Here is a 14,627-nt window from a genome sequence, read left to right as displayed (position 1 = left end):
GAGTTCTCAAGGAACGGACGCTTCCTTCGTACTCACCCTCTCGGGCTTTCCTCCGGGCGCTTCCCTTCGGTGTTTCCGACTCTATCAGATCTTTTCTCGACCTGATCCCCAGTCAGCGGGGTTTGCCTTCCCGGCCGTTGGGCCGTTCCGACGAGTGAGACTTTAGCGGATTCCGTGCTCCCGAGCGAATCGGGGGCTGCGTCCTTTCGAACGCGGATTCCTCATTCCGTAAATACGCACGCCAATGACGCGACGGCAGAGAGGCAGACAAGCCGACTGTCGTCGAGTAGAGGTTGGTACCTGCGGAGTGGCTGTCCGGGGACCGACCGGAGTCGGCTCTCACGTCGGACAACTCGAAGAACCCTACGGATCGGGCCGTGTCGTGTCAACTCACGGACGAACGGCACCTCGCGGGAGTAATCTGGGCCCATGACTACGCGTACGTGCAACCAGCAGTGGTGGCCCGCCTGACGGCGGCCGCCCTCACGTATGCATGCAACGGCCGCCGCCTCGGCGGCCGTTCTCGTTTCTCCCTCCAGTACTCCGAGGGGCGGCCGGCCGGGACGGCGGCCCCGATCAGGAGATGAAGCGGAGTGGAGATGACACGGGTCTTCAGCGGGGTCAAGCCGACCGGGCACCTGACCCTCGGGAACTACCTGGGCGCCCTGCGGCGGTGGGCGGAGGTGGACCAGCACCGGGCGGACGCCCTGTTCTGCGTCGTCGACCTGCACGCACTGACCGTGGACCACGACCCGGCTCGGGTGCGGCGGCTCAGCCGGCAGGGGGCGACGCTGCTGCTGGCGGCGGGGCTCGATCCGGAGCGGTGCACCGTGTTCCTGCAGAGCCATGTGGACGAGCACACCCGGCTGTCCTACCTGCTGGAGTGCGTGGCCACCGACGGTGAGATGCGACGGATGATCCAGTACAAGGAGAAGTCCGCGCGGGAGCGGGAGCGCGGCGGCAGCGTGCGGCTGTCGCTGCTGACGTATCCCGCGCTGATGGCGGCGGACATCCTGGCGTACGGCGCGGACGAGGTGCCGGTCGGTGAGGACCAGACGCAGCACGTGGAACTGGCCCGGGATCTGGCGGTGCGGTTCAACCAGCGCTACGGGCACACCTTCGTGGTGCCGAAGGCGACCCAGCCCAAGGTGGCGACACGGGTGATGAACCTGCAGGACCCGACGTCGAAGATGGGGAAGTCGGACGACTCCGGGCCGGGCATCGTCTATCTGCTCGACGAACCGGACGTCGTGCGGAGGAAGGTCATGCGGGCGGTGACGGACAGCGGGCGGGACGTCGTCTACGACCCGGCGCAACGGCCGGGCGTCGCGAATCTGCTGGAGATCCTGGCCGCCTGCGAGGGCGGGGACCCGGCGGAGCTGAGCGGTGCGTACGACTCGTACGGGGCGTTGAAGAAGGACACCGCCGAGGCCGTGGTCGAAGTGCTCAGACCGGTCCAGGAGCGGCACCGGGAGCTGTGCGCGGACCCGGCTCATGTGGACGGGGTGCTGCGGGCGGGCGCGGAGAAGGCCCGTCGGATGGCGCGGCCGGGAGTGGACGCGGCGTACCGGGCGATCGGGCTGCTGCCCGCGTGAGGAACGGCCCGGCTCGGGAAACGGCGGGCGTCCGGTCCCCGGTGCCGGCCGTCGGTCGTCAGCTGTTGCCGGAGGCCAGCGCGCGGCTGCGGTCGCGGGCGGCTTCCAGGGCGGCGATGAGCGCGGCACGCACCCCGTGGTTCTCCAGTTCGCGGATGGCGTTGATCGTCGTACCGGCCGGCGAGGTGACGTTCTCGCGGAGCTTCACGGGGTGCTCCCCGCTGTCCCGGAGCATCACGGCGGCGCCGATCGCGGACTGGACGATCAGGTCGTGGGCCTTGTCGCGGGGCAGGCCGAGGAGGATGCCGGCGTCGGTCATGGCCTCGACCAGGTAGAAGAAGTACGCCGGGCCCGAGCCGGACAGGGCGGTGCAGGCGTCCTGCTGGGACTCGGGGACGCGGAGCGTCTTGCCCACGGCGCCGAAGATCTCCTCGGCGTGGGCGAGGTGGGCGGCGGTGGCGTGGGTGCCGGCGGAGATGACCGACATGGCCTCGTCCACCAGGGCGGGGGTGTTCGTCATGACCCGGACCACCGGAGTGCCGGCGGCCAGGCGCTCCTCGAAGAAGGCGGTGGGGATGCCCGCGGCGCCGCTGATGACCAGGCGGTCGGCGGGGACGTGCGGGGCGAGTTCGTCGAGAAGCGTGCCCATGTCCTGGGGCTTGACCGTGAGGATCAGGGTGTCGGCGGTCTTGGCGGCCTCCGGATTGGTGACCGGGGTGACTCCGTAGCGGCTGCGGAGCTCTTCGGCCCGTTCCGGGCGGCGGGCGGTGACCAGGAGGTCGGCGGGAGCCCAGCCGGCCCGGATCATTCCGCTGAGCAGGGCTTCGCCGATCTTGCCGGTGCCGAGGACTGCGACTTTCTGGCTCATGGGCTCATGTTCCCACCCGGGATGTGCGTCGGGGGCGGTTGTCCGGCAGGCGGACGCGGTCCGGCTACGCGGTCCGGCGTCGTAGCGTGGCCGCTCCCAGGACCAGGACCAGCAGGGCGCAGCCCGCGACGACGAGTACGTCCCGTGCGAAGGTCGCCGTCACGTCCGTGTGGCGCAGGACCTCGTTCATGGCGTCGACCGCGTAGGACATCGGCAGGACGTCGGAGATGGCCTCCAGGACGGGGTGCATGTTCGAGCGGGCCGTGAACAGGCCGCACAGGAGCAGCTGGGGGAAGATCACCGCCGGCATGAACTGGACCGCCTGGAACTCGGAGGCCGCGAAGGCGGAGACGAACAGGCCGAGGGCCGTGCCGAGGAGTGCGTCGAGCAGGGCGACCAGCAGGAGCAGCCAGGGCGAGCCGACGACGTCCAGGCCGAGCAGCCACAGCGCAATGCCGGTGGCCAGGACGGACTGGATGATCGCGAGGGTGCCGAAGGCGAGGGCGTAGCCGGCGATGAGGTCGCCCTTGCCGAGCGGCATGGCGAGCAGGCGTTCAAGGGTGCCCGAGGTGCGTTCGCGCAGGGTGGCGATCGAGGTCACCAGGAACATGGTGATCAGCGGGAAGATGCCGAGGAGCGAGGCGCCGATGTTGTCGAAGGTGCGCGGGCTGCTGTCGAAGACGTAGCGCAGCAGGACCAGCATCAGGCAGGGGACCAGCAGCATCAGGGCGATGGTGCGCGGGTCGTGGCGGAGCTGGCGCAGTACACGGGCGGCGGTGGCGGTGGTGCGGGCGGCGCTCAGGGCGCGGGTGGGGGCGTGCGCGTGGTGGTGCGCGTACGGTGCCGTCGTGGTGCTCATCGTGCTGACTCCTTGGTGCGGCCGGCTGCGGCCGCCTCGTCGACCAGGTGCAGGAAGGCCGCCTCGACGGTCTGGGTACCGGTACGGGACCGCAGGGCCTCGGGGGTGTCCTCGGCGAGGATCTCGCCCTCGCGCATCAGCTGCAGGCGGTGGCAGCGTTCTGCCTCGTCCATGACGTGGGAGGAGACGAGCAGGGTGGCGCCGCGGGTCGCGGCGATGTCGTGGAAGAGGTTCCACAGGTCGCGGCGCAGTACGGGGTCCAGGCCCACGGTCGGTTCGTCGAGGACCAGCAGTTCGGGGGTGCCGAGAAGGGCGACCGCGAGGGAGACACGGCTGCGCTGGCCGCCGGAGAGGTTGCCGGCGAGGGCGTCGGTGTGGCTGGTGAGGTCGACGTCGTTGATGGCCCGGGTGACGTTGTCGTGGCGGCGTTCGGCCGCGGCGCGGCCCGGGTCGAGGATCGCGGCGAAGTAGTCCAGGTTCTGGCGGACGGTCAGGTCGTCGTAGACGGAGGGGTCCTGGGTGACGTAGCCGATGCGGGTGCGCAGGCTGGGGTGGCCGGCCGGCTGGCCGAGGACCTCCAGGGTGCCGCCGACCTTGGCCTGGGTGCCGACGATCGAGCGCATGAGGGTCGACTTGCCGCATCCGGAGGGGCCGAGCAGTCCGGTGATCTGGCCCCGGGGGACGGTGAAGTCGAGGCCGCGCAGGACCGTGCGGGGGCCCCGGACGACGGTGAGGCCCTCGGCACGGACGGCGGGCGGACCCCCCTCGGCACGGACGGCTTCCGGACCGGGGCGAGGCGGATCCGAAGAAATATTCACCATGTGCTGATTAATGCGCGCGGGACGGGTTGCCGTCAAGGGCCGAACGGGCAGAACGGCGGTCAGGGTCCCGTCAGGGCCGGTCCGGTGTGGTGGCGACGAGGAGGAGCACGTCGTAGGTCTCCTCGACGATGCCGTCCGGGAAGACCTTCAGCAGGTGGTCGCGTTCCTCGGCGAGGAACGCGGTCCGGCGTTCCTCGGGGCAGACCAGGAAGAACGAGTGGCTGCCGATGTTGGCGAGGTGGGTGTCGAGCGGGACGCGGCGGCTCCACCGGATCTCGCGGCCGGTGAAGCGGAGGCGTCCGGTCGGGTCGGCCCGGGCGGCGCGGGCGGCGCGCTGCTTCTCGGCGGAGACGCCGACGCCGAAGAAACGGCCGATACGGCGGCTCGACTCGGCGGTCCACTCGATGTCGAGGGCGTCCGTGTTCCACCACAGCGCGAGGGCGCCGCCCGGGCGCAGGACGCGCAGGGCCTCCGGGACCGATCGGACGGGGTCGGTCCAGTGCCAGGCCTGGGCGTAGGTGAGGAGGTCGGCGCAGGCGTCGGCGAGAGGGAGGGCGTTGCCGTTGCCGCGCACGACGGGAACGCCGGGGTGGGCGCGGCGGAACTCGGCCGCCATGCCGTCGCCGGGTTCGACGGCCAGCACCTCGGCGCCGCGCTCGCGCAGCAGGGCGGTGGCGATGCCCGTGCCCGCCCCGATGTCCGCGACCCGGGCCCCGGCCAGGGGGCGGCCGGTGATCTCCTCGACGGCGTCGAGGAGCGCGGGCGGGTAGGAAGGGCGGCTGGCGGCGTACTGCGCCGCGGCCGCGTTGAAGGAGTGGGCTCGGGCGGCGTCGAGGCTGCCGGAACTCGACGAGGACGTCCAGGATGCGGTCATACGGCCATGATCGGGCGGCATGCCGACCTTGGACAGCGTGCCTTCGGCCACGGGCGGCCTCGTCCGCAGCGCGCGGTCCCACCAGCCCGGCGGGGCCCGCCACGGGCGCTCGTCCTGTCAGTTCGGCGGGGCCGCCACGGGCGCTTGTCCCGCCGACTCGGCGAGGCCACCACAGGCCCTCGCCCCGCCGGTTCGGCGGGGGCAGCCACGGGCGCTTGTCCCGTCAGCCCGGCGAGGCCACCACAGGCACCACCACAGGCCCTCGTCCCGCCAGCCCGGCGAGGCCACCACAGGCACCACCACAGGCCCTCGTCCCGCCAGCCCGGCGGGGCCACCACAGGCACCACCACAGGCCCTCGCCCCGTCGGTTCAGCGGGGCCACCACAGGCCCTCGCCCCATCAGCCGGGCGGACCCGTCCTGGCCGTTCCTCCTGTCAGCCCGCGCCGGGTCCGTCCTGGCCACTCGCCGCACCGACACGCCGGGGCCCGGCCTGCCATCAGCACCGCCCCTGCGACCCCTTCCGCCCCGGCCGCTCCGGCCGTCCGGCCCGCCCTGGCCGCTCGTCCTGTCGGGCCGTCAGGCGCCCCGGCTCCCCGGACCGCCCCGGCCGTCTCGGCCGCCCCGGCCCCGCCGGCCGTCCGGTCAGGAGCGGCGGCGCTTCTTCGACGGGTTGCCCGAGCGGCGGGTGGTGCGGCGGGCATAGTGCTCGCGGGCCTGGTCGTACTCCTCGCGGTGCAGTTTCTCGCCGGGGGCCTCGATCAGGGAGCGGAAGAAGTACGCGAGGAGCGAGCCGACGAAGCCGATGGCGAGCAGGCCGCGCAGGGAGGCCTGGCGGTCGGGGTCGGGGCGCTTGGCGAAGGCGTCCCAGGTGTGGCGGAAGGCGAGCGCGCTGCACACGGCGAACATCACGACGACCAGGAGCGTGACGAAGGCGCCCGAGTTGGCGATCCGGAGCCCCTGGTAGGCGAAGCGGAGCATGAGGCAGGATGCGGCGGCCGCGGCGAGCGAGCCTACGGCGACGCCGATCCGGCGGGCCGCGTAGCCGTTGTCGTGGTTCACCCAGCTCGTGCCGAAGAACCGCAGGGGTTCGGGGCGCGGGCCCGCCGAGCCGGAGTCGGCCGGGGCCGTGGAGCCCGCGGGGGTGGACCGGGTGCCGTTTTCGTCGCTCACGGGACGATTATGGCGCCGGGCGGGCCGCGGGCTCCGGGCGGGATCAGGAGCAGCGGGAGGCCACGTAGCCGTCGACGCCGGTGTACACGTACGCGTCCGCGACGAACTCGCCGTCGCCGATGTTGTCCCAGATGTTCGAGGTGCCGTACGGTCCGCTCACCGTCGTGCCCGGCGTCTGGCAGTAGATCGGGACCTTGGTGCCCTCGGGCAGCACCCGGACGATGGAGTAGCCGGTGCCGGGTCCGCTGCGGACGTTGAGGCGGACGCCCGGGGCGACCGAGTAGTACCGCAGGGCCGCCGTGGCGACGGCCTCCTTCTCCTGCCGTTCGCCGGTCCCCTCGGCGCGGTCGACTGACATGAAATCCTCCCCCGTTGTGCCCCACGGCTGATGTGGGGCCACGTTCATTCCCCTGAAACGCGCCACGAAACACTTGTACGCGACTCGCACGTGGAGGCTAGCAAGCCGCCTCGGTCCCGTACGAGTCATCGACTAGGCTCCGTGCGTCGCGCGCGCGGACGAACAGCACGGGGGTGGTTCCATGGCGCCACAGCGCAGCAGCGGAGCGGGCGCGGAAGCGGAACTTCCGGAGTACGCCGGTCACTACCGCCTGGAGTCGTGTCTCGGCTCGGGCGGCATGGGGGTCGTGCACCTGGCCCGCAGCACCTCCGGGATGAAGCTCGCGGTGAAGGTCGTGCATGCCCAGTTCGCCAAGGACCCCGAGTTCAGGGGGCGGTTCCGGCAGGAAGTGGCCGCCGCCCGGAGGGTGAGCGGCGCCTTCACCGCATCGGTCGTCGACGCCGATCCGGAGGCCGGACGGCCGTGGATGGCCACCCTGTTCATTCCGGGTCCGTCACTGTCCGAGCATGTGAAGCGGAATGGTCCCATGGATGCCGCTCAGCTGCGCCGGCTGATGGCCGGGCTCGCGGAGGCGTTGCGCGACATCCATCGGGTCGGGGTCGTGCACCGCGATCTGAAACCGAGCAACGTGCTGCTCGCCGAGGACGGCCCCAAGGTCATCGACTTCGGCATTTCCCGGCCGAAGGACAGTGAACTGCGAACGGAGACGGGCAAGCTGATCGGCACGCCGCCGTTCATGGCGCCCGAGCAGTTCCGGCGGCCGCGGGAGGTGGGCCCCGCGGCCGACATCTTCGCGCTCGGGTCCGTGATGGTGCACGCGGCGACCGGACGCGGTCCGTTCGACTCCGACAGCCCGTACGTCGTCGCCTACCAGGTCGTGCACGACGAGCCGGATCTGACCGGCGTACCGGACAACCTCGCGCCCCTCGTCCTGCGCTGCCTCGCCAAGGAGCCCGAGGACCGGCCCACCCCCGACGAGTTGATGCGGGAACTGCGATCGGTCGCGGCCTCGTACGACACGCAGGCCTTCATACCGGCGCAGCGGGCCGGTGCGCCGCCCGCGCCGGAGGCCGGTTCCGAGCCCGAGCACTCCGGGAGCCGGCCCCGCCGACGTGTCCGCCGGCGGCTGGCGGGCCTGGTGGCCGGGGCCCTGGGCCTGGCGGTGGGCGGTGCGTTCGCCTCGGTCGAGCTGCTCGCCGACGACGCGGGCCCGGCCCCACGGAAGGCTGCGGCTGCCCCGCGTACCGCCTCGGACCGGTTCAGCCCCTGGCAGGTCAAGGCGCCGGGGGGCGGGGGCGCCGCCCAGTGTTCCTACGCGGCCGGGAAGTTGCTGTGCGCGCGGACCGGACTGGTCTTCGCCCTCTCGTCCTCGGACGGCGCCCTCCTGTGGCGCCACCCGGTACCCGCCTCGCGCCCGAGCGGACCGCCGGTGCTGGCGAGCGGGCTCGTTCAGCCCGCGCTGAACGGAGGCCGGCACCTGGAGGCGCTCGATCCGGCCTCGGGCCGGCCGCGCTGGCAGCGGGACGTGCCCAAGTACGCCGGGATCCAGTACGCCGGCGGCACGATCCTGCTCACCGGCCCCGACGGGACGGTCACCGGTGTGGACGCCGGTTCCGGCGGCACCCTGTGGAGCCGCCGGATCCCCGGCCAGGGTGCGCCGTACTTCGCCTCGTTCGCCCCGGACCCGCTGGCCTACGCGGCGAGCACTTCCGCCGACGGGTCGGGGACGCGCGTCACCGCTGTGGACCCGAGGACGGGCGACGTGCGGTGGGATGCGCGGCTGGACGGCTCCGTACGGCCTGTCGGCACCAGCGGCAGCTCCGTGTTCCTGGTCGCCGTCGACGCGGTCTACGGCGATGTGCGGGCCGTGGTCCGGTACACCCCGGCTTCCGGGAAGCAGCGCCGCGTGACGCTGTCGTACCCACTCCAGGGCGCCGCCGCCTCGGTTCGCGGGAACGTCGTCCGTCTCCTGGGCGCCGGCGGTGCGTTGCTGGCCGTCGATCTGGAGGCGCGGACCCGGCCGTGGAGTCTGCAGACGGCCGTGTCCCGAGGCTCCACCCCGGTGGCGGACGCCCGGCACGTGTACTTCACCGCCGCGGACGGCCGGCTGCTCGCCGTGGACGCCCGCACCGGCAGGCTGCAGGGGCAGACGCCGGCGCGGCTCGGCGCGAACTCGGGTGAGGTCGCCCCCGCGGTGCCCGCGCCGGTACCGGCCGGGACCCGCATCTACGCGACCGCCCCCGACGGCACCGTCTTCGCCGTGGACGGACGCGACCCCGCGGCCTGGTGACAAGGCGAGGGGCCGCCCCCGAGGGAGCGGCCCCGGCGGAGTCGGGGGCTCAGCCCAGCTTCGAGACGTCCCGGACCGCGCCCCGGTCCGCGCTCGTCGCCATCGCGGCGTAGGCGCGCAGGGCCGCCGAGACCTTGCGGTCGCGGTTCTTGGGGGCGTACGTGCCGTCCAGGGCCTGCTCACGGCGGGAGAGCTCCGCCTCGTCGACCAGGAGCTCGATCGAGCGGTTCGGAATGTCGATGCGGATGCGGTCGCCATCCTCGACGAGGGCGATGATGCCGCCGGAGGCCGCCTCGGGGGAGGCGTGGCCGATGGACAGACCCGAGGTGCCGCCGGAGAAGCGGCCGTCGGTGATCAGCGCGCAGGCCTTGCCCAGGCCGCGGCCCTTCAGGTACGAGGTCGGGTAGAGCATCTCCTGCATGCCGGGGCCGCCCTTGGGGCCCTCGTAGCGGATGACGACGACGTCGCCCTCCTTGACCTGCTGGGTGAGGATCTTCTGGACGGCCTCCTCCTGCGACTCGCAGACGACCGCCGGGCCCTCGAAGGTCCAGATCGACTCGTCGACGCCCGCGGTCTTCACCACGCAGCCGTCCACGGCCAGGTTGCCCCGCAGCACCGCCAGGCCGCCGTCCTTGCTGTACGCGTGCTCGGCGGAGCGGATGCAGCCGTTCTCGGCGTCGTCGTCGAGGGCCTCCCAGCGCTCGGACTGGGAGAAGGCCTCGGCCGAGCGGACACAGCCCGGGGCCGCGTGCCACAGTTCGACCGCCGCCGCCGACGGGGAGCCGCCGCGGATGTCCCAGGTCTTGAGCCAGTCCGCCAGGGAGGGGCTGTGCACCGCGTGCACGTCCTCGTTCAGCAGGCCGGCCCGGTGCAGTTCGCCGAGCAGGGCGGGGATGCCGCCGGCGCGGTGCACGTCCTCCATGTAGTACGTGCGGTTCCCTGCGATGTTCGGGGCGACCTTGGCCAGGCACGGGACCCGGCGCGAGACGGCGTCGATCTGCTCCAGGCCGAAGGGGACGCCGGCCTCCTGGGCGGCGGCCAGCAGGTGCAGGATCGTGTTCGTGGAGCCGCCCATGGCGATGTCCAGGGCCATGGCGTTCTCGAAGGCCGCGAAGGTGGCGACGTTGCGCGGCAGGACGGTGTCGTCGTCCTGCTCGTAGTAGCGGCGGGTGAGGTCCATGACCGTGCGGGCCGCGTTCTCGTACAGCGCCTTGCGGGCCGTGTGGGTGGCCAGGACCGAGCCGTTGCCGGGGAGGGACAGTCCGATCGCCTCGGTCAGGCAGTTCATCGAGTTGGCGGTGAACATGCCGGAACAGCTGCCGCAGGTCGGGCAGGCGTTCTCCTCGATGCGCAGGATGTCCTCGTCGGAGACCTTGTCGTTGGCGGCGTCGGCGATCGCGTCGATCAGGTCGAGGGTGCGGACCGTGCCGTCGACGAGGGTGGCGCGGCCGGACTCCATCGGGCCGCCGGAGACGAAGACCGTCGGGATGTTCAGGCGCAGCGCCGCCATCAGCATGCCCGGGGTGATCTTGTCGCAGTTGGAGATGCAGATCAGGGCGTCGGCGCAGTGGGCCTCGACCATGTACTCGACGCTGTCCGCGATCAGGTCCCGGGAGGGCAGCGAGTACAGCATGCCGCCGTGGCCCATCGCGATGCCGTCGTCGACCGCGATCGTGTTGAACTCGCGCGGGATGCCGCCCGCCTCCCGGACCGCCTCGCTGACGATCCGGCCGACCGGCTGGAGGTGGGTGTGGCCGGGCACGAACTCCGTGAAGCTGTTGGCGACCGCGATGATCGGCTTCCGGCCGATGTCCGCACCGGGTACACCGGAGGCGCGCATAAGGGCGCGGGCGCCCGCCATGTTGCGGCCGTGGGTGACTGTGCGGGACCTCAGCTCGGGCATCGTCGCTCGCTCCTTCGGAGAGTTCTGCCGGGACGTCGGGAGGGTCGTGGCAGAGTTCTGACTCAGTCGAGCGTACGCCGGTCATCCAGGGGTCGGGACGCGCTGTCCGGAATGCGGGACGGGTGTCTCGTCGAACGGGGCGCGCGCCCGGGTTGCTCGCGAAGCCGCCTCGCACGCGCCCCCGCGGGTCGCCACGCGCGCGAACTGCCCCGCACGCCTCCCCCGGGTCGCCCGGCGGGCGCGAACCGCCCCGTCCTCCGGTGCGCCCCGCCTCACGCCCCGGTCAGATGCCCCTGCACCACCGGCGCCACCCTGGCGATGATCTGCTCCACGTCCGCCGACGCCAGCGGCTCCACCTTGATCACGTATCGCAGCATCGCGCACCCCACCAGCTGGGCGGCCGCCAGTTCGGCGCGCAGCTCCGCGTCGGGCAGGTCGATCCGGCCGGCGATGCGGCGCACCAGCTGCGAGGCGATCAGGCGGCGGAAGACGGCGGCCGCGGTGTCGTTGTTCACCGCGGAGCGGACGATCGCCAGCAGGGGCGTACGGGTGGTCGGGTTCTCCCAGACGCCGAAGATGAAGCGGGCCAGGCGCTCGCCCACACTGTCCAGCGGGGCCTCGGCGAGTGCGTCCGGCGCCTCGAGCGCGGGCGCGAAGGCGACCTCGATCGCCGCCTCGAAGACCTGCTCCTTGGTGCCGAAGTAGTGGTGGACGAGGGCGGAGTCGACGCCGGCCGCCTTGGCGATACCGCGGACGGACGTCTTGTCGTAGCCGCGCTCGGAGAACTCCTCGCGGGCCGCGTTGAGGATGTGGTCGCGGGTGTCGGCGGCCTCCTCGCGCCGGGGGCGGCCGCGGCGGCGGGCGGGGGCGTCGGTCATCGCCCGGGCACCTTCACCGCCGACGCCAGGTGGAGCCGTGTGAAGGCCAGGGCCTCGGCGAGGTCGGCCTCACGCTCGGCGCCGGACATGGCGCGGCGGGTGTTGACCTCGATGACCACATGGCCGTCGAAGCCGGACCGGGCGAGACCTTCCAGCAGCTCGGCGCAGGGCTGCGAGCCGCGTCCGGGCACCAGGTGCTCGTCCTTCGCCGAACCCCTGCCGTCGGCGAGGTGCACATGGCCGAGGCGGTCGCCCATGCGGTCGGCCATCTGCAGGGCGTCGGTGCGGGCGGTCGAGGCATGGCTGAGATCGATCGTGAAGTGACGGTAGTCCTCCTTCGTGACGTCCCAGTCGGGGGCGTACGCGAGCATCTCGCGGTCTCGGTAGCGCCAGGGGTACATGTTCTCCACGGCGAACCGCACATCGGTCTCGCCCGCCATGCGCCAGATCCCGGCGACGAAGTCACGGGCGTACTGGCGCTGCCAGCGGAAGGGCGGGTGGACGACGACCGTGCTCGCGCCGAGCCTCTGCGCGGCCGACCTCGCGCGCTGGAGCTTGACCCAGGGGTCGGTGGACCACACGCGCTGCGTGATCAGCAGACAGGGGGCGTGAACGGCGAGGATGGGGATCTGGTGGTAGTCGCTGAGTCTGCGCAGCGCCTCTATGTCCTGGCTGACCGGGTCGGTCCACACCATGACCTCGACACCGTCGTATCCGAGGCGCGCGGCCGTCTCGAAGGCCGTCGCCGTCGACTCCGGGTACACAGAGGCCGTCGACAGGGCGACCTTCGCATCCGGGATGCGCACGACTGGCTCTGCCATGGGGGACAGGTTACGGGGTGCGACAGGTGAGCGTGGGGCGCCTATTCGCCGTTGTGGTGTTCGCCATGTGCGGGTGCGGGTCAGCCCATGTGGTCCAGGCGCCGCAGGATCACGCCCTCCCGCAGCGCCCACGGGCAGATCTCCAGGCGCTCGACCCCGAAGAGGTCCATAGCGCCCTCGGCGACCAGGGCGCCGGCCAGGAGCTGGCCCGCGCGGCCGTCGGAGACGCCGGGCAGCTCGGAGCGCTCGTCGGCCGTCATGCCGGCGAGCTGCGGCACCCAGGCCTCCAGCGACTCGCGCTTCAGTTCGCGCTGGACATAGAGCCCGTCGGCGGAGCGTGCCGCGCCGGCTATGCGCGCGAGCTGCCGGAAGGTCTTGGAGGTGGCGACCACGTGGTCGGGGGCGCCGAAGCGGCTGAACTCGCCGACGGTCCGGGCGATCTCCGTGCGCACATGGCGGCGCAGCGCCCTGACGGCCTCCGGGTCGGGCGGGTCACCGGGCAGCCAGCCGGCGGTGAGCCTGCCCGCGCCGAGCGGCAGCGACACGGCGGCGTCGGGCTCCTCGTCGATGCCGTAGGCGATCTCCAGCGAGCCGCCGCCGATGTCCAGGACCAGCAGCTTTCCGGCCGACCAGCCGAACCAGCGGCGGGCGGCGAGGAAGGTGAGCCGGGCCTCCTCCTCGCCGCTGAGCACCTGGAGCTCGACGCCGGTGTCGGCCTGCACGCGCGCGAGGACGTCATCGGCGTTGGTGGCCTCGCGCACGGCGGAGGTCGCGAACGGCAGCAGATCCTCGACGCCCTTGTCCTCGGCGGCCTGCAGCGCGTCCTGGACCACGGCGATCAGCTTGTCGACACCGTCGGCGCCGATGGCGCCGTCCGCGTCGAGGAGCTCCGCGAGCCGCAGCTCCGCCTTGTGCGAGTGCGCGGGCAGCGGGCGCGCGCCGGGGTGCGCGTCGACCACCAGCAGATGCACCGTGTTCGAACCCACGTCGAGGACACCGAGTCTCATGTACGGAACGCTACTGCCACCCGGCGCCTCCTCCGCCCCCGGAGCCCGGACCGGTACGGTCCCGCGCCGGGGGCCGGGCGGCTTACCCTGGACGCGTGCCAAAGACGAAAAAGGCGAAGACCGATAAATCGGCGGCTGCGGTGCCGGCGAAAGCAGCGAAGCCGAAGAAGCCGAAGAAGAAGGACTCGCGGTCCGACGAGAAGGGACTCGACTTCGCGCGCGCGTGGGTGGAGTTCCCGGATCCGGCGGACGGCGAACAGGTCTTCCGCTGTGATCTGACATGGCTGACCTCTCGCTGGAACTGCATCTTCGGAAGCGGCTGCCAGGGCATCCAGGCGGGCCGCGCGGACGACGGGTGCTGCACGCTGGGCGCGCACTTCTCCGACGAGGACGACGAGAAGCGGGTCGCGGAGCACGTGGCCAGGCTCACTCCGGACATCTGGCAGAACCACGCCGAGGGCACCGCCCACGGCTGGGTCCTGGAGGACGAGGAGGGCTCCCGGCAGACCCGCCCCTTCCAGGGCTCCTGCATCTTCCAGAACCGGCCCGGCTTCTCCGGCGGCATGGGCTGCTCGCTGCACATCCTGGCGCTGCGGGAGGACCGGGAGCCGCTGGAGACCAAGCCGGACGTGTGCTGGCAACTGCCGGTCCGGCGGACCTTCGAGTGGATCGACCGCCCCGACGACACGCGCGTGCTCCAGGTGTCGATCGGCGAGTACGACCGGCGGGGCTGGGGCCCGGGCGGCCACGACCTGCACTGGTGGTGCACCTCGGCGACCTCGGCGCACGGAGCGGGCGACCCGGTCTACGTCTCCTACCGGGCCGAACTGACCGAACTGATGGGCAAGGCCGGCTACGACCGTCTGGTCGAACTCTGCGAGCAACGTCTGTCCTCCCGGCTGCCCCTGCTGGCACCCCATCCGGCGGACCCCGCCTGAGCGGATGGCTGCCCGGCCGGCGCATCCCAACGCCCCGGCAGGGCTCGCCCCGCCCATGGGCCCACCACCGCGGCGCGCCCTGCCCATCGGTCCGCGCCCGGGTCCCCCGTCCGGGCCCTGTCCCAGTGCTGCGACCGGAAGGGTTCACCGGCTCGCGGCGTCCGGTGCGGCACCTCGCCGCGTTGCCGCAGCACCCGAGTACATCCGGTACGCGGGCGATGCTCCGCCCTGCGATGCACCGCAC

The 14,627-nt window shown here is 72.4% G+C and carries 13 protein-coding genes; 3 read left to right on the top strand and 10 right to left on the bottom strand.

Going from position 1 to position 14,627, the window contains the following annotated elements; genetic code table 11:
• Positions 1–599 precede the first annotated feature (599 nt).
• Entirely contained in the window at positions 600–1,595 is a 996-nt protein-coding gene (gene trpS, locus ACH4UM_RS33920) for a tryptophan--tRNA ligase (protein WP_398187939.1), read from the top strand.
• A gap of 58 nt (positions 1,596–1,653) precedes the next feature.
• Here trpS and proC read toward each other — a convergent pair whose 3' ends face one another.
• The 6 genes from proC to ACH4UM_RS33890 all read right to left on the bottom strand — a co-directional run bounded on the left by proC (position 1,654) and on the right by ACH4UM_RS33890 (position 6,546).
• Positions 1,654–2,463, bottom strand: coding sequence for a pyrroline-5-carboxylate reductase (gene proC / locus ACH4UM_RS33915; RefSeq protein WP_398187936.1), 810 nt, complete (start codon positions 2,461–2,463; stop codon positions 1,654–1,656).
• 64 nt (positions 2,464–2,527) lie between these two features.
• A complete protein-coding gene (locus tag ACH4UM_RS33910) occupies positions 2,528–3,322 on the bottom strand; it encodes an ABC transporter permease (RefSeq protein ID WP_398187933.1) in 795 nt (264 codons plus the stop codon).
• Positions 3,319–4,143 carry an ABC transporter ATP-binding protein gene (locus ACH4UM_RS33905; RefSeq protein ID WP_398187930.1) on the bottom strand — a complete coding sequence of 275 codons (825 nt, stop codon included), beginning with the start codon at positions 4,141–4,143 and terminating at the stop codon, positions 3,319–3,321. Before ACH4UM_RS33905 ends, ACH4UM_RS33910 begins: the two co-directional genes overlap by 4 nt.
• Before the next feature lie 70 nt (positions 4,144–4,213).
• Entirely contained in the window at positions 4,214–5,017 is an 804-nt protein-coding gene (locus ACH4UM_RS33900) for a class I SAM-dependent methyltransferase (RefSeq protein WP_398187928.1), read from the bottom strand.
• 643 nt (positions 5,018–5,660) lie between these two features.
• A complete protein-coding gene (locus tag ACH4UM_RS33895) occupies positions 5,661–6,188 on the bottom strand; it encodes an EamA/RhaT family transporter (protein WP_398187925.1) in 528 nt (175 codons plus the stop codon).
• A gap of 43 nt (positions 6,189–6,231) precedes the next feature.
• Positions 6,232–6,546, bottom strand: a complete 315-nt coding sequence (locus ACH4UM_RS33890) for an SH3 domain-containing protein (protein WP_398187922.1) — start codon at positions 6,544–6,546, stop codon at positions 6,232–6,234.
• Between the two features lie 181 nt (positions 6,547–6,727).
• Between ACH4UM_RS33890 and ACH4UM_RS33885 the strand changes: the two genes are divergently transcribed.
• Positions 6,728–8,836, top strand: coding sequence for a serine/threonine-protein kinase (locus tag ACH4UM_RS33885; protein WP_398187920.1), 2,109 nt, complete (start codon positions 6,728–6,730; stop codon positions 8,834–8,836).
• A 49-nt stretch (positions 8,837–8,885) separates the two neighbouring features.
• Here the strand turns inward: ACH4UM_RS33885 and ilvD are convergent, their stop codons facing one another.
• The 4 genes from ilvD to ACH4UM_RS33865 form a co-directional block, all read right to left on the bottom strand.
• The gene (gene ilvD, locus ACH4UM_RS33880; RefSeq protein WP_398187917.1) at positions 8,886–10,739 is read right to left on the bottom strand and encodes a dihydroxy-acid dehydratase; all 1,854 of its coding nucleotides are present in this window, start codon (positions 10,737–10,739) and stop codon (positions 8,886–8,888) included.
• Positions 10,740–11,011: 272 nt separating this feature from the next.
• Positions 11,012–11,617 (bottom strand): TetR family transcriptional regulator, encoded by a 606-nt coding sequence (locus ACH4UM_RS33875; RefSeq protein WP_398187914.1) that lies wholly within the window; start codon positions 11,615–11,617, stop codon positions 11,012–11,014.
• On the bottom strand, positions 11,614–12,438 hold the full coding sequence (locus ACH4UM_RS33870) for a sugar phosphate isomerase/epimerase family protein (protein ID WP_398187911.1): 825 nt from the start codon (positions 12,436–12,438) through the stop codon (positions 11,614–11,616). Before ACH4UM_RS33870 ends, ACH4UM_RS33875 begins: the two co-directional genes overlap by 4 nt.
• An 80-nt stretch (positions 12,439–12,518) precedes the next feature.
• Positions 12,519–13,445 (bottom strand): Ppx/GppA family phosphatase, encoded by a 927-nt coding sequence (locus ACH4UM_RS33865; RefSeq protein ID WP_398187908.1) that lies wholly within the window; start codon positions 13,443–13,445, stop codon positions 12,519–12,521.
• A 95-nt stretch (positions 13,446–13,540) separates the two neighbouring features.
• On the opposite strand from ACH4UM_RS33865, the gene ACH4UM_RS33860 reads away from it, so the two are divergent.
• Positions 13,541–14,383, top strand: a complete 843-nt coding sequence (locus tag ACH4UM_RS33860; RefSeq protein ID WP_398187905.1) for a hypothetical protein — start codon at positions 13,541–13,543, stop codon at positions 14,381–14,383.
• Positions 14,384–14,627: the final 244 nt, after the last annotated feature.

The sequence above is a fragment of the Streptomyces sp. NPDC020801 genome (genome assembly GCF_044334385.1).
Lineage (GTDB): Bacteria > Actinomycetota > Actinomycetes > Streptomycetales > Streptomycetaceae > Streptomyces.
The sequence above is the reverse complement of the archived record's forward strand: the minus strand, read 5'-3'. Positions and strand labels throughout refer to the sequence as shown.